General features: G+C 61.1%; 18 protein-coding genes. 9 read left to right on the top strand and 9 right to left on the bottom strand.

Translation table 11 applies throughout. From position 1 onward, the window contains the following. The first annotated feature begins 676 nt into the window (after positions 1 to 676). Positions 677 to 847, top strand: a complete 171-nt coding sequence (locus tag ACKLKD_RS18325; protein ID WP_002890108.1) for a hypothetical protein — start codon at positions 677 to 679, stop codon at positions 845 to 847. A 116-nt stretch (positions 848 to 963) separates the two neighbouring features. Here ACKLKD_RS18325 and ACKLKD_RS18320 read toward each other — a convergent pair whose 3' ends face one another. Genes ACKLKD_RS18320 through ACKLKD_RS18300 form a run of 5 tightly spaced genes read right to left on the bottom strand, consistent with a single transcriptional unit; the run spans position 964 to position 5495 of the window. After that, on the bottom strand, positions 964 to 1659 hold the full coding sequence (locus ACKLKD_RS18320; RefSeq protein WP_004204908.1) for an ABC transporter ATP-binding protein: 696 nt from the start codon (positions 1657 to 1659) through the stop codon (positions 964 to 966). After that, the gene (locus ACKLKD_RS18315; RefSeq protein WP_087805532.1) at positions 1652 to 2434 is read right to left on the bottom strand and encodes an ABC transporter ATP-binding protein; all 783 of its coding nucleotides are present in this window, start codon (positions 2432 to 2434) and stop codon (positions 1652 to 1654) included. The genes ACKLKD_RS18320 and ACKLKD_RS18315 overlap by 8 nt, the downstream gene beginning before the upstream one ends. Then, on the bottom strand, positions 2421 to 3470 hold the full coding sequence (locus tag ACKLKD_RS18310) for a branched-chain amino acid ABC transporter permease (RefSeq protein ID WP_087805530.1): 1050 nt from the start codon (positions 3468 to 3470) through the stop codon (positions 2421 to 2423). The genes ACKLKD_RS18315 and ACKLKD_RS18310 overlap by 14 nt, the downstream gene beginning before the upstream one ends. Then, a complete protein-coding gene (locus ACKLKD_RS18305; RefSeq protein ID WP_002890128.1) occupies positions 3470 to 4369 on the bottom strand; it encodes a branched-chain amino acid ABC transporter permease in 900 nt (299 codons plus the stop codon). The genes ACKLKD_RS18310 and ACKLKD_RS18305 overlap by 1 nt, the downstream gene beginning before the upstream one ends. A gap of 19 nt (positions 4370 to 4388) precedes the next feature. Beyond that, positions 4389 to 5495 (bottom strand): ABC transporter substrate-binding protein, encoded by a 1107-nt coding sequence (locus ACKLKD_RS18300; RefSeq protein WP_004147267.1) that lies wholly within the window; start codon positions 5493 to 5495, stop codon positions 4389 to 4391. Between ACKLKD_RS18300 and ACKLKD_RS18295 the strand changes: the two genes are divergently transcribed. Next, complete coding sequence (locus tag ACKLKD_RS18295; RefSeq protein WP_042929599.1) at positions 5488 to 5631, top strand: hypothetical protein; 144 nt, start codon at positions 5488 to 5490, stop codon at positions 5629 to 5631. The two genes, ACKLKD_RS18300 and ACKLKD_RS18295, sit on opposite strands and share 8 nt — an antisense overlap. Before the next feature lie 439 nt (positions 5632 to 6070). Here ACKLKD_RS18295 and eutC read toward each other — a convergent pair whose 3' ends face one another. The 3 genes from eutC to eat are packed head-to-tail and all read right to left on the bottom strand — an operon-like array spanning position 6071 to position 9621. After that, a complete protein-coding gene (gene eutC, locus ACKLKD_RS18290) occupies positions 6071 to 6847 on the bottom strand; it encodes an ethanolamine ammonia-lyase subunit EutC (protein WP_023297110.1) in 777 nt (258 codons plus the stop codon). Next, positions 6844 to 8232 carry an ethanolamine ammonia-lyase subunit EutB gene (locus ACKLKD_RS18285; protein ID WP_080924520.1) on the bottom strand — a complete coding sequence of 463 codons (1389 nt, stop codon included), beginning with the start codon at positions 8230 to 8232 and terminating at the stop codon, positions 6844 to 6846. The genes eutC and ACKLKD_RS18285 overlap by 4 nt, the downstream gene beginning before the upstream one ends. Positions 8233 to 8241: 9 nt before the next feature. Beyond that, a complete protein-coding gene (gene eat, locus ACKLKD_RS18280; RefSeq protein WP_042939282.1) occupies positions 8242 to 9621 on the bottom strand; it encodes an ethanolamine permease in 1380 nt (459 codons plus the stop codon). Positions 9622 to 9683: 62 nt separating this feature from the next. Between eat and ACKLKD_RS18275 the strand changes: the two genes are divergently transcribed. From ACKLKD_RS18275 to tauD, 7 genes are all read left to right on the top strand, one after another. Continuing rightward, positions 9684 to 9812, top strand: a complete 129-nt coding sequence (locus ACKLKD_RS18275; RefSeq protein ID WP_165931837.1) for a hypothetical protein — start codon at positions 9684 to 9686, stop codon at positions 9810 to 9812. Positions 9813 to 9894: 82 nt separating this feature from the next. Continuing rightward, positions 9895 to 11304, top strand: a complete 1410-nt coding sequence (mmuP, locus tag ACKLKD_RS18270) for an S-methylmethionine permease (RefSeq protein ID WP_025713482.1) — start codon at positions 9895 to 9897, stop codon at positions 11302 to 11304. Then, complete coding sequence (mmuM, locus tag ACKLKD_RS18265; protein ID WP_025713483.1) at positions 11291 to 12223, top strand: homocysteine S-methyltransferase; 933 nt, start codon at positions 11291 to 11293, stop codon at positions 12221 to 12223. Before mmuP ends, mmuM begins: the two co-directional genes overlap by 14 nt. Positions 12224 to 12448: 225 nt before the next feature. Beyond that, positions 12449 to 13411, top strand: a complete 963-nt coding sequence (tauA, locus tag ACKLKD_RS18260; protein ID WP_025713484.1) for a taurine ABC transporter substrate-binding protein — start codon at positions 12449 to 12451, stop codon at positions 13409 to 13411. An 11-nt stretch (positions 13412 to 13422) separates the two neighbouring features. Then, on the top strand, positions 13423 to 14190 hold the full coding sequence (gene tauB, locus ACKLKD_RS18255) for a taurine ABC transporter ATP-binding subunit (RefSeq protein ID WP_009307890.1): 768 nt from the start codon (positions 13423 to 13425) through the stop codon (positions 14188 to 14190). Continuing rightward, positions 14187 to 15014 (top strand): taurine ABC transporter permease TauC, encoded by an 828-nt coding sequence (tauC, locus tag ACKLKD_RS18250; RefSeq protein ID WP_008805332.1) that lies wholly within the window; start codon positions 14187 to 14189, stop codon positions 15012 to 15014. Before tauB ends, tauC begins: the two co-directional genes overlap by 4 nt. After that, the gene (gene tauD / locus ACKLKD_RS18245; protein WP_004147277.1) at positions 15011 to 15862 is read left to right on the top strand and encodes a taurine dioxygenase; all 852 of its coding nucleotides are present in this window, start codon (positions 15011 to 15013) and stop codon (positions 15860 to 15862) included. Before tauC ends, tauD begins: the two co-directional genes overlap by 4 nt. Positions 15863 to 16004: 142 nt before the next feature. On the opposite strand, the gene ACKLKD_RS18240 is transcribed toward tauD, so the two are convergent. Next, positions 16005 to 17723 (bottom strand): lysophospholipid acyltransferase family protein, encoded by a 1719-nt coding sequence (locus ACKLKD_RS18240; RefSeq protein WP_080924519.1) that lies wholly within the window; start codon positions 17721 to 17723, stop codon positions 16005 to 16007. Between the last annotated feature and the right edge of the window lie 121 nt (positions 17724 to 17844).

Raw genomic sequence — 17844 nt, 5'->3', positions numbered from 1 at the left:
ATCTATAACGAAAAAGAACTTAACAAACCTGTGGGTATTCTTTATGCGCCGCTGGCGTTTTACCGGGGCGGCAACGATTGCCGGGCGGTTCCCTCTCCCTCCGGAGAGAGTGGGAGGGGGAGGGATAGGGGTAATTTTCCGTTCACTTTGCGTTTGCGAGAAAATGGTGGTTCTTTGCCGGTGAACGGGTAAAGGGGGAGAAAACCGTCTCCCCCTTTACAATCCCCCCGGTCCCGCAGAGAAATCGGTGCTGCGCACTACGCTCACCTCCCGGTCATCAGCCTGCGGTCGGCTCAACTCGACGTCGTGTCTCGAATCGCCTCTGGCCGCCCTCCGTGGCGGCCAGCCCTTGTCTGCCGACCTCCGGTTCGCCGATTTCAGCGGGAATCGGCCCGCTGCACGCCCGTAGGTTTCAGGAGCCATTTCATAGCAATCAGAACATATCCGTTAAAAATGGTATGTGCCTTTCCCTGTGGCCCCGCGGTGTATACCGGGGCAGTAACGATTGCCGGGCGGTTCCCTCTCCCTCAGGGAGAGGGTTAGGGTGAGGGGAAAGGACCGGGCGTAATATGCGCCAGCCAGGATTGCAAATTCGGAATTAATATTTCCCGCCCCCGGCCAACTGTGGTTGAAATAGACCCAGGCGATTCGCTTCCCGACAGAGGAGAAAACGAAAGTGGCATTGTGGCAACGATTAACGGGCTGGCTGGCTTTTTTGTCCAACGGTGAAGCCGGACAGCAGGATACCCAGCGCGTCATGGAGGCGATCCTGCCGGTGGCCAGCCTCTACGGCGTGGATATTGGCAACGTGGAAACCCGGTGGTTCCGTCATGATAAGACATACTGAGCGACGCAGGACGCGTGAAGCCTACTGGAACGAGGTGTGCTTTGTGTAGCAAGAGACTGCCTGAGGTTGCGGCATCACAGGATGCGCCGCCGCAGCCCAGGCAGTTTTGATCATGCTTATCCCCCCAGATACATCCGCTTAATTTCCGGGTTAGTCAGCATCTCCCGCGCCGCGCCTGACAAGGTGATCCGGCCATTCTCCAGGACATACGCCCGATCGGCGATCGCCAGCGCTGCCGTCGCATTCTGCTCCACCAGCAGCACCGTCATATTCTCTTCGCGCAGTTGCTTAATGATGCCGAACAGCTCGCCGACAATTTTCGGCGCCAGTCCGAGGCTCGGTTCATCCAGCATCAATAACACCGGCTCGCTCATCAGCGCCCGGGCGATGGCCAGCATCTGCTGCTCGCCGCCGCTCATGGTGCCCGCCATCTGATGGCGCCGCTCCTTGAGCCGTGGAAAGAGGGCATACATGCGATCGCGCAGGCGGGTGTAGCCGGCGAGATTATTGTAAGCGCCCATGCGCAGGTTCTCTTCGATGGTCAGGTTGGTAAAGACCCGGCGTCCCTCCGGCACCAGCGCCAGCCCGCGGCGCACAATCTGGTGGGTCTGGCTACGTGAGATATCGTCGTTGAGGAAGCTGACGCGCCCACTGGAGCGCACCAGGTTGACGATCCCGTTCAGGGTGGAGGTTTTACCGGCGCCATTGCTGCCGATCAGGGTGACGATTTCCCGGTCATAGACGTCGATATCAACGCCTTTCAGCCCCTGGATCACGCCGTAAAAGACCTTAAGTTCCCGGGCGTTAAGCATAATTGGCTTCTCCCAGATAAGCGGAAATGACGTCCGGATGCTGGATTGCCTCGGCCATCAGGCCGCTGAACAGCGGCTTACCGTACTCCAGAACCATCACCCGCTCACACAGGCGGTTGACGAAGGGCATATCGTGCTCAATCAGCAGGACGCTGAGCTGATAGTCATGGCGCATGCGGAAGATAAGCTCCGCCAGATCCTCGGTCTCCTTCGGGTTCATCCCGGCGGCCGGCTCATCGAGCAGCAGCAGCTTCGGCGCGGTGGCCAGCGCGCGGGCGATCTCCACTTTGCGCTGGTTGCCATAGCTCAGGTTTGTGGCCTGCATATGGGCGAAGTGGGCGATGCCGATGTCCTCCAGAATGGCCATGGCTTTGGCTTTCGCCGCCCGTTCGGCCGGAAAGTAGCGGCCAATATGCAGCGCCGCCTCCAGCAGGGAGTAGCGGCTGGCGCGGTCGAGTCCGACCATCACGTTCTCCAGCACCGTCATGGAGTTAAACAGACGGATATTCTGGAAGGTACGGGCGATCCCGGCGTTCACCACCTGGTTGGGCTTCAGCCCCTTCAGCGACGTGCCCGCCAGGGTGACGTTGCCGCGGGTGGGTTTATAGTTGGCGGTGATGACGTTAAACAAAGTGGTTTTGCCCGCGCCGTTCGGGCCGATAAGGCCAAAGATCTCCGCCTCGTCAACATGGAAGCTGACGTTGTCGATGGCCCGCAGGCCGCCAAACTGCATGGTAACGTCCTGCACTTGCAGGATAACGTTATTTTCCGCCATAGCCGCGGCTCCTTCTTCCGATCTGCCAAATCTCTTTTTTTCCCAGTAGCCCTTCGCGGGCGAAAAGCATGATGATCAGCAGCAGCAGCGAGAACACCACCATTCGCAGGCCCGGATACGCGCCGAGATCGTGGCCAAAAAACTGCAGCGGCTGGTCGAGGAAGCGCAGCCACTCGCCGCTGCCGACCACCAGTACGGTGCCGAGCAGGGCGCCGGTGGTGCTGCCGAGTCCGCCGAGGACGATAATAATCAGCAGCTGGAAGGTGAGCATAAAGTCGAACAGCCCCGGGGAAATGGTGGTCAGCAGCGAAGCCAGCAGACCGCCGCCGATCCCTTCGAAGAAGGCGCTGGTGGCGAAGGCGCAGGTTTTGATGCGGAAGGTGTTGACCCCCATGGCGATCGCCGCATCTTCATCGTCGCGAATGGCTTTCATCATCCGGCCATACTTCGACCACACAAGCTGGAGGATCATGCCGGTGGCCAGCAGGGCGAACAGCCCGCACCAGAACAGGAGATGCGGCTGCTGCGGAATATCGTTCAGCCCGATGGCGCCGTTGGTGATTTGCGGGTTGTTAATGGCGAGGATCTTGATGATAAACCCAAAGCCGAGGGTGACAATGGCCAGGTAGTCGCCCCGCACCCGGAAGACCGGTACGGCGAGGCACACCGCCAGCGCCGCCGCGCACAGGCCGCTTATCAGCAGGGCAGGGAGGAAGCCCGCGTGCAGGCTGAGGATCCACGGGCTGGGGGCGGCCATTTCAAACATGTCTACCTTGCTGTCGCTGGAGAGGATCAGCAGGGCGGTGACGTAGGCGCCCACCGCCACGAAGCCGTTCGGCTCCAGCGACAGCTGGCCGGTCACGCCGTTGATCAGGTTGTAGCTGACCGCGAGGATCATAAAGATAAAAATGGTGCTGATGACACGAACAATGTAGTCATTGAAAACCACGTTGATTCCGGCCAGCAGCGCGATACAGATGACAATAATGGCCAGGTTGCGCAACTGCGCACCGGCGGTCGTCGTCGCGTTGAGCATCAGAAACGGCTCCTTTCCAGACGTTCGTCGCCCATAATGCCGACCGGGCGGAACAAGAGGACCAGAATCAAGAACAGGAAGGCGAAAGCATCTTTATAGCCGCCCAGTTCGGGGAAGATCGCCACGGCGACCACTTCGGTAAAACCGAGGATAAAGCCGCCCAGCACCGCGCCGGTGACGCTGCCGATCCCGCCCAGCACGGCGGCGGCGAAGGCCTTCAGGCCGATAAGCACGCCCATCAGGGGATCGATAGTGGGGTAGCTGATGGAGTAGAACACGCCGCCGAGCGCCGCGAGACTACTGCCGAGGGCGAAGACCAGGGAGATGATCCGGTTGGCGTCAATGCCCATCAGGCGCACGGTGTTGACGTCAAAGGCCACTGCGCGGATCGCCATCCCATAGCGGGTGCGGTACAGCAGCCAGAGGATCGCCAGCAGCAGCAGGACGGTGATCAGCGGCACAATCCACGCCACGTTGGTAATGATGACGCTGCCGAAGGCGCGGGTCTGGTTGAAAAAGTCAGGGGCGGAGAAGAAGCGTGAGCTGCCGCCGAACAGCACGTTAAACAGGTTTTCGAGGAAGAAGCTGACGCCGATGGCGGTGATCAGCATGGAGATTTTCGAGGCCTGACGCAGCGGACGATAGGCGACCCGGTCAATCAGCATACCAAACAGGCCGCACAGCCCGAGGGTCAGGAAAACGGCTACCCCGAAGGGTAGCCCAACCGAAGAAAATAAAAACAGCGTACTAAACGCGCCGACCATCATCACGTCCGCATGGGCGAAGTTGATCAGCCGTAGCACGCCATAAACCATCGTATAACCGATGGCAATCAGGGCGTACATGCCCCCAAGACTCATTCCATTGACCACTTGCTGGAGAAAAATGGCGCCGTCCATTTTGTAGCCTCGTCACAACTTAAGGGTTAACCACGGTACGAAACGCCAGCTTGCCATCTTTCACTTCGTTGATGACCGCGCTGCGAATGGCATCGCCGTTCTGTAACGTCAGCGTGCCGGTCACGCCCTGGAAATCTTTGGTGGCGCGGATTTTTTCATTCACGCAGACCCGATCGTGGGGATCGCTGCACTGGTTCATGGCGTTGACGATGACGTTATAGGCGTCCGCCGCCATTGCGCCCCAGGTATGGGTCGGCTGCTGGTATTTTGCTTCCCAGGCTTTGATGAAGGTTTCCCCGGCCGGGGTCTGCTCTTTGGCGTTCGGCGAGTAATAATCGGTGGTCATATAGCCGTTGACCGCGTCTTTACCGACATCGAAGAAGACCTGATCCGCGGCCAGACCGTCGCCGCCCACCACCGGTTTGTTGAGCCCCAGTTGTTTAGACTGCACGGCAATCAGCGCCCCTTCGGTGTAGTAGATCGGCATGTAAATCATGTCGACATTCTTCGCCTTGACGCTCGCCAGCTGGGCTTTAAAGTCCTTGCTGCCGCCCGGGGCCTGTACCTCGATGGGAATGGTGCCGCCGTTTTTCAGGAACTGGGTGCGGAACGCTTTCGCCAGGCCGACGGAGTAGTCGTTGCTGCTATCAAACACGATGGCGGCGGTTTTGGCTTTCAGATCGCGGGAGGCCAGATTGGCCCCGACCACCCCCTGGAAGCTGTCCGAGAAACAGACCCGGCTGACGTACGGATGGTTACGGGTGACGCGGTCGTTGGTGGCGGTGGAGGAGACCAGCGGCGTTTTGCTGTCGTCGGCGATCTTGGTCATCGCCAGGGTGTTGGAGGAGGTGACTTCCCCGATCACGGCATCCACTTTATCGCTGGAGACCAGGCGCTGCATGGCGTTGGCCGCTTCGACTTTGTCGCTTTTATCATCGATAACGATAAGCTTGATGGTATCGCCATTTTTTAAGGTCGGAGTGATGGCCTGAATAATGTCCAGCCCTTTCTGCGACGGCTGGCCGTAGCCGCTGAGGGCGCCGCTCAGGGGTAATACCACCCCGATTTTAATTTCCGCTGCCTGCGCGCTGCTGGCGCCGACCAGCGCGGCAACCAGCGTGGCCATTAAAGACGCTTTCCCGGAAAACGATTTCATGGGTATTTCTCCGTCGGTCGATTATTTATCTTTAACCATCAATGACTGCATAACATTGAGGAATAATTCGCCAGCGTGTCCGACGAATTATTGGCTGTTATGTTGAATAGATAACGAGATATATACCCTAAATAATTCGAGTCGCATGAAGGCGGCAAGTGAGCGAGTCCCCGGAAGCTTACCGAAGTAAGTGACTGGGGAGAGAACGCAGCCAACGCACATGCAACTTGAAGTATGACGGGTATTTTTAATGCGCTGATTTACCTTACAACGTCCGTTTCGTTTTTACTCATGCAATATTCTTATTACCTGCAGGCAAGGGTATAAGGCTGATGACAACACGGTTTTGGGGACGGTGAACGCATTTTGCCGGATGGCGACTGGCGCCTTATCCGGCCTGGAAAATACGCCATATAAACCGGTTGAACGGCTTCCGTAGGCCCGCGCAAGCGAAGCGCCGCCGGGCAATTTCAGCACGCGGCGGAATATAATAGTCAGATGCGCAAGATAATATTAAAAATCTATTCTGCGGCTGGTGTGACTTATTATTTTAAAGGGGTTAACGGTTTTATTTTTCCATGCAGCGCCGGATTATCACTTTCATCTTTTAACTGCACGCCGGTGACGCGGCGTAAAAAAGCCTGCTCCAGCAGCCAGGCCAGTTTAAAGGCGGCGGCGTCATGGCTTAATCCCTCCGGACGAATATTGGAGATACAGTTGCGCTCCGATTCCAGCCGCTGCCGATGGGGCTGCCAGGTGAGGTAGACGCCGAGGCTGTCCGGTGAGGAGAGACCCGGTCGTTCGCCAATCAGGATCGCCACCGCGCGGGCTTTCAGGGTTTCGCCAATATCATCCCCCAGCGCCACCCGCGACTGATGCGCCAGCACCACCGGCGCCAGGCCGATACCCAGCGTCTGCAGATAGGGCAGCAGGGCGCGGATCAATGGCACCGCCTGGCGCTCTACCGCCCAGGAAGAGAGGCCATCGCCGATCACCAGCAGCAGATCGGCGGGGCGGACGCCGCTGGCGGCGAGGTCGGCGCGGCTTTCGTCGGCGAGCTGCCGCCCGAGATCCGGACGCCGAAGATAGGTGTGACGGTCCGGCGCGGCGCTGCGCACCGTCAGGGCGTCGAGGCCGAGCGCCGCCAGCGGCGCCACCAGCTGCTGGCTGGCGAACGGCTGATGAATGGCATCCCGCGCTCTGGCGTGGGCCAGACCAAAGTTGAGGACTTCGCGGGTCGGCAGGCTGGCGCCGCTGCGGCCCAGGGCGATCCGCGCATCGGTAAATTCACGCAGCGGGTTCCAGGCATCGGGACGATTCATACGGAGGCTCCTTGCGGAAGGACGGACAGCAGCGGATGGCGGGCGTCGGTGAGCCGCAGCGTGCCGTGCGGATCGATAATCTGCATCTTCGCCAGCCAGTCGGCGAACTCCGGGGCATGTTTTAAGCCCAGCAGGCGACGGGCGTACAGCGCGTCATGGAACGAGGTGCTCTGGTAATTGAGCATGATATCGTCCGCTCCGGGCACACCGATCAGGAAGGTGAGCCCGGCGGTGCACAGCAGGGTCAGCAGGGTGTCCATATCATCCTGATCCGCTTCCGCGTGGTTGGTATAGCAGACGTCGCAGCCGATCGGCAGGCCCATCAGCTTGCCGCAGAAATGATCCTCCAGCCCGGCGCGAATAATCTGCTTGCCGTCATAGAGATACTCCGGACCGATAAAGCCGACCACGGTATTGACCAGTAGCGGTTCAAAGTGACGGGCGACGGCGTAGGCCCGCGCCTCACAGGTTTGCTGATCGACGCCGTGGTGGGCGTTGGCCGACAGGCAGCTTCCCTGGCCGGTCTCAAAATACATCACATTGTTGCCGAGGGTACCGCGCCTGAGGCTGAGGGCCGCCTCGCGGGCCTCCTGCAGCATGGCAAGATTGATGCCGAAGCCGCTGTTGGCCGCTTCGGTTCCCGCCACCGACTGAAACACCAGATCCACCGGCGCGCCGCGCTCAATCAGCTGCAGCGTATTGGTGACGTGAGTCAGGATGCAGGACTGGGTGGGGATGGCGAAGCGCTGAATAATATCGTCCAGCATGACGTTCAGCTGCGCCAGCACCGGTAAGCTGTCGCTGGCCGGGTTGATGCCAATCACCGCGTCCCCGGCGCCGTACAGCAGCCCGTCGAGCATACTGGCGGCGATGCCTTTCAGATCGTCGGTGGGATGGTTGGGCTGCAGGCGCACGCTGAGGTGGCCGGGCAGGCCGATGGTGTTGCGAAAGCGCGTCACCACCTGGCATTTGCTGGCGGCAAGGATCAGATCCTGATTGCGCATCAGCTTACTGACCGCCGCCGCCATCTCCGGGGTGATGGCGCGGGCGACCCGCTGCAGCGTGGCGGTATCGGTAGCATCATCCAGCAGCCAGTCGCGAAAATCGCCGACCGTCAGGTGACGCAGGGCGGCAAAGCCCTGCGCATCATGGGTGTCGAGGATCAGGCGAGTCACTTCATCCTGCTCGTAAGGGATCAGCGGGTTGTCGAGTATGTCGGTCAGCGGCACATCGGCAAGGGCCATTTTCGCCGCCATCCGCTCTTCGGCTGAGGTGGCGATAACCCCTGCGAGGGCGTCGCCGGAGCGGGCCGGCGACGCTTTCGCCATCAGCGTTTTCAGACTATCAAAGCGCCATACCTGGCCCGATAGCGTGGTTTTATACATGCCGCCTCCTCAGGAGACCGTGCGCAGTTGAGGATCCACTGGCGCCCGTTCACGGGCCGCTGCGGTTTTGCGGAACCACAGGTAGCCGCCGAGCATCATCGCCGCGAAAATCAGCGCCAGCAGCAGGTTATACCAGACCATCGCCACCAGGCAGAGCACCGCCATGCCGAGGGCAAAGGCCGGCGCCAGCGGGTAGAGCGGGGCGCGGAACGGACGGATCAGCTTCGGCTCGCTACGGCGCAGTTTGAACAGCGCCGCCATGGAAGTGATATACATAACAATAGCCCCAAAAACCGACATGGTGACGATGCAGGCGGTCAGCGGCATGCCGCTGATGGTGATCAGCGAGTCGGAGAAGATCGCGGCGATCCCCACCACGCCGCCGGCGAGGATCGCCAGATGCGGGGTGCGGGTGCGGCGGTTGAGGGTCGCCAGCCCGGCGGGCAGATAGCCGGCGCGGGCGAGGGAGTAGATCTGCCGCGAATAGCCCATAATGATGCCGTGGAAGGAGGCGACGAGGCCAAACAGCCCCAGCCACACCAGCATATGCAGCCAGCCGCTGCCATTGCCCACCACCGTCTTCATCGCCTGGGGCAGCGGATCGTTGATATTGGACAGCGCGCGCCAGTCGCCAACGCCGCCGGCGAAGACCATCACCCCGATCGCCAGCACCGTCAGCGTCAGAATGCCGCCGCCCAGGGCGCGCGGAATGGTGCGCTGCGGATCTTTGGCCTCTTCGGCGGCCATGGAAGCCCCCTCAATGGCGAGGAAGAACCAGATGGCGAACGGAATGGCGGCGAACATCCCCGGCAGCGCCAGGCCGCTGAAGCTTTCCGCGCCTGCCCAGCCGTTAGTGGTGAAGTGGCTCCAGGAGAAGCCGGGCGCGACCACGCCCATAAACACCAGCAGCTCGAAGATGGCCAGCAGGGTGACGATCAGCTCAAAGGTGGCGGCAATGCCGACGCCGAGAATATTGAGCGTCATAAAGATCACGTAAGCGCCGCAGGCGACCCATTTCGGATCCAGCGCCGGAAACTGCACGTTGAGGTAGGCGCCGATGGCCATGGCGATGGCCGGCGGGGCGAAGACGAATTCAATCAGGGTGGCAAAACCAGCAATAAAGCCGCCGGTGGGCCCGAAGGCGCGGTAGGCATAGGCGAAAGGGCCGCCAGCGTGCGGGATGGCGGTGGTCAGCTCGGTAAAGCTGAAAATAAAGGCGCAGTACATGGCGGCGACCGCCAGGGCGACGACCATAAATCCCATCGTGCCCGCCTGTGACCAGCCGTAGCTCCAGCCGAAGTACTCCCCGGATATCACCAGTCCGACGGCGATCCCCCATAAACGAAAACTGCCGAGTGTTCTTTTTAAGGTGGTGGTGTGCTCTGTCATACGTGTTGCCTCGCCAGATAGAAAGGTTCTGAACGACAGGCTGCAAAGAGAGTGCCAGAACGTTGCCTGCCGCGATAAGGCATCAGCGCGTGGCGCGCCAGCCGGCGCTGCGCAAAAATGGGGCAGGCTGCACGCTGTCGGCGCGTGCCCTGGTGCAGCGGCTTTGCTTTTTCCGCGGCGGCACGGTATAACACCTCTTCTTTTGGATGTTTAGATGTCTATACGTTTATACGCATCAAGACCCGGGCAAGCGGGCTGGCGTGAGAAAATAAAATGCAAAGCACAACACAACAACAAGGTGGGCAACTGAAGCGCACCATGAAAACGCGCCATCTGATCATGCTGTCGCTCGGCGGCGTGATTGGCACCGGCTTATTCTTTAATACCGGGTATATCATCTCCACCACCGGCGCGGCCGGGACGCTGCTGGCGTATCTGATTGGTGCCCTGGTGGTCTGGCTGGTGATGCAGTGCCTCGGCGAACTGTCGGTGGCGATGCCGGAGACCGGCGCCTTCCACGTTTACGCAGCGCGCTATCTTGGCCCGGCGACAGGCTATACCGTGGCGTGGCTCTACTGGCTGACGTGGACGGTGGCGCTGGGGTCGAGCTTCACCGCCGCCGGCTTCTGCATGCAGTACTGGTTCCCGCAGGTGCCGGTCTGGATCTGGTGCGTGGTGTTCTGCGCAGTGATCTTCGGCCTTAATATCATTTCGACGCGCTTCTTCGCCGAAGGCGAGTTCTGGTTCTCGCTGGTGAAAGTGATCACCATCATCGCGTTTATTGTTCTCGGCGGCGCGGCCATTTTCGGCTTCATTCCGATGCAGGATGGCTCGCCGGCGCCGGGCCTGAATAATATCACCGCCGAAGGCTGGTTCCCGCATGGCGGCCTGCCGATCCTGATGACCATGGTGGCGGTGAACTTCGCCTTCTCCGGAACGGAGCTTATCGGCATTGCCGCCGGGGAAACGGAAAACCCGCATAAGGTTATTCCGGTCGCCATCCGCACCACTATTGCCCGGCTGATTATTTTCTTTATCGGCACCGTGTTTGTGCTGGCGGCGCTGATCCCAATGCAGCAGGCGGGGGTGGAGAAAAGCCCCTTCGTGCTGGTGTTTGAGAAGGTGGGCATCCCTTACGCGGCGGACATGTTCAACTTCGTGATCCTGACGGCGATCCTGTCGGCGGCCAACTCCGGCCTGTACGCTTCCGGACGGATGCTGTGGTCGCTGTCGAACGAGAAGACGCTGCCGGCCTGCTTTGCCAAAGTCAATAAACGGGGCGTGCCGGTGACCGCCCTGTCGGTCAGTATGTTGGGCGGCGTGCTGGCGCTGTTCTCCAGCGTGGTGGCGCCCGATACGGTGTTTGTGGCGCTGTCGGCGATCTCCGGCTTTGCGGTGGTGGCGGTGTGGTTAAGCATCTGCGCCTCGCACTTTATGTTCCGCCGCCGCCATCTGCAGCAGGGCAGGGCGCTGAGCGATCTGCAGTATCGCGCTCCCTGGTATCCGGTGGTGCCCGTGCTGGGCTTTGTGCTGTGCCTGGTGGCCTGCGTGGGCCTTGCCTTTGACCCGAGCCAGAGAATTGCGCTGTGGTGCGGGATCCCCTTTGTGGCCCTGTGCTATGGTGCCTGGTATCTTACTCGTTCACGGAATATGACTCAGGAGCCCCAACATGTCGCAGACTAATCCGTTTACCGCCCTGCTTGCCGCCCAGCCGTTTGTGCTGCTGGACGGCGCCATGGCCACCGAGCTGGAGGCGCGCGGCTGCGATCTGGCCGACAGCCTGTGGTCAGCGAAAGTGCTGCTGGAGAACCCGCAGCTGATCCGCGATGTGCATCTCGACTACTTTCGCGCCGGGGCGCAGGTGGCGATCACCGCCAGCTATCAGGCCACTCCGGCGGGCTTTGCCGCGCGCGGGCTGGATGAGGCGCAGTCCCGGGCGCTGATCGGCAAAAGCGTCGAACTGGCGCGCAAAGCGCGCGAGGCGTACCTCGCCGAGAACCCGCAGGCCGGTACGCTGCTGGTGGCCGGTTCGGTGGGGCCGTATGGCGCGTTTCTCGCCGACGGCTCGGAGTATCGCGGCGATTATCAGCGCAGCGCGGCAGAGTTCCAGGCCTTCCACCGCCCGCGCGTCGAAGCGCTGCTGGATGCCGGCGCCGATCTGCTGGCCTGTGAAACCCTGCCGTCCTTCGCCGAGATCCAGGCCCTGACGGCGTTGCTGCAAGCGTATCCCCGCGCCCGCGCCTGGTACGCCTTTACGCTGCGCGATGCCGAACATCTCAGCGACGGCACGCCGCTGCGCGAGGTGATGGCCGCCCTGGCGGATAACCCGCAGGTGGTGGCGGTGGGGATCAACTGTATCGCGCTGGAAAATACGCCCGCGGCGCTGGCGCATCTGCACAGCCTGACGACGCTGCCGCTGGTGGTCTATCCTAACTCCGGCGAACATTATGACGCGGTGAGCAAGACCTGGCACCATCATGGCGAAGCCTGCGCCACCCTGGCGGATTATCTGCCGCAGTGGCTGGCGGCCGGGGCGAAGCTGATTGGCGGCTGCTGCCGCACCACGCCGAAGGATATTGCTGAGCTTAACGCGAAGCGCTGAGTTTTTTTGCCGGGTGGCGCTGCGCTTACCCGGCCTACACCTTGCGCGATCCGTCGCCGCCACCCGGCGCCAACCCTCTGCCACTCATCAACCGCACAAAACCAACTATCCTTTCCCGCTTTTGTTCTAAAAACGATTCGCTATTAGCCAGAATTTTTAATTACTTCATCTGCATCCTGATGCCGGAAATACTGCACCTATAACAACTCAGGGGAAGCAGACACTATGGCATTCACATCGCGAATTACTCTTCTGGCGGCGCTGGCCGTCGCCGCCTTCCAGGCGCAGGCGGTCAACGTGACCGTGGCGTATCAAACCTCCGCTGAGCCGGCGAAAGTCGCCCAGGCGGACAACACCTTCGCCAAAACCAGCGGCGCGACCGTCGACTGGCGGAAATTCGACAGCGGCGCCAGCGTGGTGCGTGCCCTGGCCTCCGGCGATGTGCAGATCGGCAATATCGGCTCCAGCCCGCTGGCGGTGGCCGCCAGTCAGCAGGTGCCGATCGAAGTGTTCCTGCTTGCCTCAAAGCTCGGTAACTCCGAAGCGCTGGTGGTGAAAAAGAGCATCACCAAACCGGAAGATCTGATCGGCAAGCGCATTGCCGTGCCGTTTATCTCCACCACCCATTACAGCCTGCTGTCGGCGCTCAAACACTGGGGCATCAAGCCGGGTCAGGTGCAGATTATTAACCTGCAGCCGCCAGCGATCATTGCCGCCTGGCAGCGCGGGGATATCGATGGCGCTTACGTCTGGGCGCCAGCGGTTAACGAACTGGAAAAAGAGGGCAAGGTGCTGACCGATTCTTCCCTGGTGGGGGAGTGGGGCGCGCCGACGCTTGACGTCTGGGTAGTCCGTAAGGACTTCGCCGAGCAGCATCCGGAGATCGTCAAAGCGTTCGCTAAAAGCGCCATCGACGCCCAGCAGCCCTACATCGCCAACCCGGAGGCATGGCTGAAACAGCCGGACAACATCAGCAAGCTGGCGCGCCTGAGCGGCGTGCCGGAGGCTGATGTCCCCGGGCTGGTGAAGGGGAACACCTACCTGACCGCCGCTGAGCAGGCGCAGGCGCTGAACGGGCCGGTCAATCAGGCCATCGTCGATACCGCGCGCTTCCTGAAAGAGCAGGGCAAAGTGCCTGCGGCGGGAACCGATTATCGTCAGTACGTTACTGACCGCTTTGTGAAGTAAAGGAGGCGGCGATGCTGCAAATCTCGCATCTTTCCGCCGACTACGGCGGTAAACCGGCGCTGGCGGATATCAATCTGACGCTGGAGAGTGGGGAGCTGCTGGTGGTGCTGGGGCCTTCGGGCTGCGGTAAAACCACTCTGCTGAACCTGATTGCCGGATTCGTGCCCTATCAGCACGGCAGCATCACCCTCGAAGGTCAGCGGGTGACCGGGCCGGGCGCAGAGCGCGGGGTGGTCTTCCAGAATGAAGGTCTGCTGCCGTGGCGCAATGTGCAGGATAACGTGGCGCTGGGCCTCCAGCTGGCGGGCGTGGATAAAGCGCAGCGCCGGCAAGCGGCGGCGCAGATGCTGAAGAAGGTCGGCCTCGAAGGGGCGGAAAAGCGCTTTATCTGGCAGCTGTCCGGCGGTCAACGTCAGCGGGTGGGCATCGCCCGGGCGCTGGCGGCGAATCCGCAGCTGTTGCTGCTGGATGAACCCTTCGGCGCGCTTGACGCCTTTACCCGCGAGCAGATGCAGACATTGCTGCTGAAGCTGTGGCATGAGACCGGCAAACAGGTGCTGCTGATCACCCATGACATTGAAGAGGCTATCTTTATGGCCACCGAGCTGGTGCTGCTGTCGCCGGGGCCGGGACGGGTGGTGGAGCGACTGCGGCTTGATTTCAGCCGTCGCTTTGTCGCGGGCGAATCCTGCCGCAGCATCAAATCCGACCCGCAGTTTATTGAACAGCGGGAATACATTCTGAGCCGGGTGTTTGACCAACGGGAGGCTTTCTCATGAGCGTGGTACTGAACGACAAACCGCGTCAGACGACGCTGAAATGGCGCTGGCCGCTCTCCCGTCAGCTTACCCTCAGCGTGGCGACCCTGGCGGTATTGCTGGCCGTCTGGTGGGCGGTCGCGGCGCTGCAGCTGATTAGTCCGCTGTTTCTGCCGCCGCCGGGCCAGGTGCTGCAAAAGCTTATCACTATCGCCGGGCCGCAGGGCTTTATGGATGCGACGCTCTGGCAGCACCTGGCGGCGAGCCTGACGCGGATCGTTATCGCCCTGCTGGCGGCAGTGCTTATCGGCGTGCCGGTGGGGATCGCCATGGGGCTCAACTCAACGGTGCGCGGGATCCTCGACCCGCTGATCGAACTCTATCGTCCGGTGCCGCCGCTGGCCTACTTACCGCTGATGGTGATCTGGTTTGGCATCGGTGAAACCTCTAAGATCCTGCTGATCTACCTGGCGATTTTCGCGCCGGTAGCCATGTCGGCGCTGGCAGGGGTAAAAAGCGCGCAGCAGGTGCGGATTCGCGCCGCCCGTTCGCTGGGCGCCAGCCGGGCGCAGGTGCTGTGGCTGGTGATCCTGCCCGGCGCGCTGCCGGAGATCCTCACCGGGCTGCGCATTGGTCTCGGGGTGGGCTGGTCAACGCTGGTGGCCGCTGAGCTGATCGCCGCCACCCGCGGATTAGGATTTATGGTGCAGTCTGCCGGCGAGTTTCTCGCCACCGATGTGGTGCTGGCGGGGATCGCGGTGATTGCCATTATCGCCTTTTTACTGGAACTGGGTCTGCGCGCGCTGCAGCGGCGCCTGACGCCCTGGCATGGAGAAGTACAATGAGTGAACGTCTGAGCATTACCCCGCTGGGGCCGTATATTGGCGCGCAGGTGAGCGGGGCAGATTTAACCCGTCCGCTGAGCGACAACCAGTTTGAACAGCTGTATCACGCGGTGCTGCGTCATCAGGTGGTATTCCTGCGCGAGCAGAATATCACCCCGGCGCAACAGCGCGATCTGGCGCTGCGGTTTGGCGACCTGCATATCCATCCGGTCTACCCTCACGCCCCAGGGGTGGAGGAGATTATCGTCCTCGATACCCACAACGATAATCCGCCGGATAATGACAACTGGCATACCGATGTCACCTTTATCGACACGCCGCCCGCCGGCGCCATTCTGGCGGCGAAAGAGCTGCCGACGACCGGCGGGGACACCCTGTGGACCAGCGGCATCGCCGCCTGGGAAGCGCTGTCAGAACCCTTCCGGCAGCTGCTGAGCGGCCTGCATGCCGAACACGATTTCCGCAAATCGTTCCAGGAGTATAAGTACAACAAGACCGAAGCCGAGCATCGGCGCTGGCAGGAAGCGGTGGCGAAGCATCCGCCGCTGCTGCATCCGGTAGTGCGTACCCACCCGGTGACCGGCAAGCAGGCGCTGTTCGTTAATGAAGGCTTTACCACGCGAATTGTCGAGGTGAGTGAGAAAGAGAGCGCAGCGCTGCTGAACTTCCTGTTTGCTCATGTCACTAAACCGGAGTTTCAGGTGCGCTGGCGCTGGCAGCCGAACGATGTCGCTATCTGGGATAACCGGGTGACGCAGCATTACGCCAACGCCGACTATCTGCCTCAGCGGCGGATCATGCACCGGGCGACGATCCTCGGCGATAAGCCGTATTACCGGGCGGGGTAAGGCTTGTATCAGCCGCGAGCCGCGGAGAACATTGCCCGCTGCTTTCCGGAGGCGGCGCCTGACGCGCCTTTTCCGGGCTACCGATCCGTCGGAAACGGTAGCCCGGCTAAGGCGCAACGCGCCGCAAGCCGGGAAAAAGCTTTTATGCCGATTTTTGCGCACCCAGATGCGCGCCAATATAGCGCTGGTAGCGATTGGCCTTCAGGTAGGTGAGATCCACCAGCACCAGACCATCCACGCAGTTGTTGAAATCCGGGTCGCTGCCGAAATCGATAAACTGCACGCCGCCCGGCTCGCACACTTCCGAGTACTGCTTATACAGCGGCGGGATCGCGCAGCCGAGGTTGCCGAGCAGGGACTTCAGCCGGGCCAGGTCGTCGTTGTAATCCTCCCCGCCAAACTGCGCCAGCACGTCGGGCAGCGACGCCGGATAAGGTCGACGCGACTCCGCCAGCGGATGCGTCGCCGGGAACCACATCCGGTAGAATGCCACCAGCAGATCGCGGGCGGCGGGCGGCAATCCGCCAGAAATCGACACCGGACCAAACAGATAGCGATAGTGCGGATAGCGCGCCAGATAAGCGCCGATGCCGGACCACAGGTAGTCCAGCCCGCGACGCCCCCAGTAGCGCGGCTGGATAAAGCTGCGCCCCAGCTCAATGCCGTGCTGCAGGACATCGTCCATCCGCCCGTCGTAATGGAACAGACTGTAACTGTAGATCCCTTTCAGGCCGCGCTGTGCCAGCTGGATGGCCGTCGGCATAAAGCGGTAAGCGCCGACGATTTCCAGATCGTCTTCATCCCACAGGATCAGATGCAGATAGTCGTCGTCATATCCGTCGATATCCCGCCGTTTGCCGCTGCCTTCCCCGACCGCGCGGAAGGCGATTTCCCGCAGACGCCCCAGCTCGCGCAGCAGCGGCGCGTCCTCCTGGCCGTTGCGCTGCCAGAGGTAAATCACTTTGCCGTCGGCGGTGCGGCCCAGACACTCGGCCTTATGCAGTTCGCGTTTGAGCAATGCCCGGTCTTCCGGACGGGCGATGGCGCTTTCGGTTTTGAACTGCCCCGGCAGCCCTTTGCGCAGTTGTTCAAGGTGCTGATAGCAGCGGCCGGTAAGCTCGCGAGCGCTGGACTTGGCATCGAACCAGCTCGACCAGGGGATCTGCTGGCCGATGCGCACCGGCAGGCTGCTGTTGCGCCGGCGAAACATCTGCTGCATCAGCAGGAGCAGCGGCAGGTTGTCGGAGACCAGCGTGCTGGCGTAAAACAGGGCGCTGTTGCGGGCGTTAATCCACGCCGGCAGCAGCGGGGCGCGATATTTTGCCGCCAGCTTAATAAAGCCGGAGTGCCATTTTTTATCGCGGATGCCGCGACGGGTCAGACGGGAGACTTCCCCCGCCGGGAAGAAGATCAGCACCCCGCCGGCCTGCAGCTGCTGGTCCATCTGCTGCAGCGCTGCTTTAGCGGTGCGGCCATGAATGTTATCCACCGGGATAAACAGCGAGCTCAGGGGCTCAAGGTGGGTGAGCATGCGGTTGGTGACCACTTTGACATCGCGGCGCACGCGGGATACCGCATACAGGAGCGCCAGGCCATCGAGGGTGCCGGTGGGGTGGTTGGCGATAATGACCAGCGGGCCATATTCGGGGATTTGTTCGAGATCGTGTGCCGGGATGGCACAACGGATATTGAGGTATTCCAGTACCTGTTCGACCGTATCAAGCCCCTTCAGATGGCGATGACGGTCGGCAAATTGTTGAAACTCTTCCTCATAAAACAGCTTTTTTAACAGTTTCTTTTGCCAGGGGGCGGGCCTCGCCTGAGGCCACAGGTCATCGAGTACGTTGTCGAGACTAAACATAGTGGCTCCTCCTCCGTCCTGCCCAGACAGTAGAAGGTAGAGATGTCGTTCAGATTACAGTTGGGTGAAGTTTCGGTCGCAGCGGGGGAGGTTTCCCGGATAGCGGCTAACGCCTCATCCG

The organism is Klebsiella sp. 10982 (assembly GCF_048589245.1).
GTDB classification, from domain to species: Bacteria; Pseudomonadota; Gammaproteobacteria; order Enterobacterales; family Enterobacteriaceae; genus Klebsiella; species Klebsiella quasivariicola.
The sequence above is the reverse complement of the archived record's forward strand: the minus strand, read 5'-3'. Positions and strand labels throughout refer to the sequence as shown.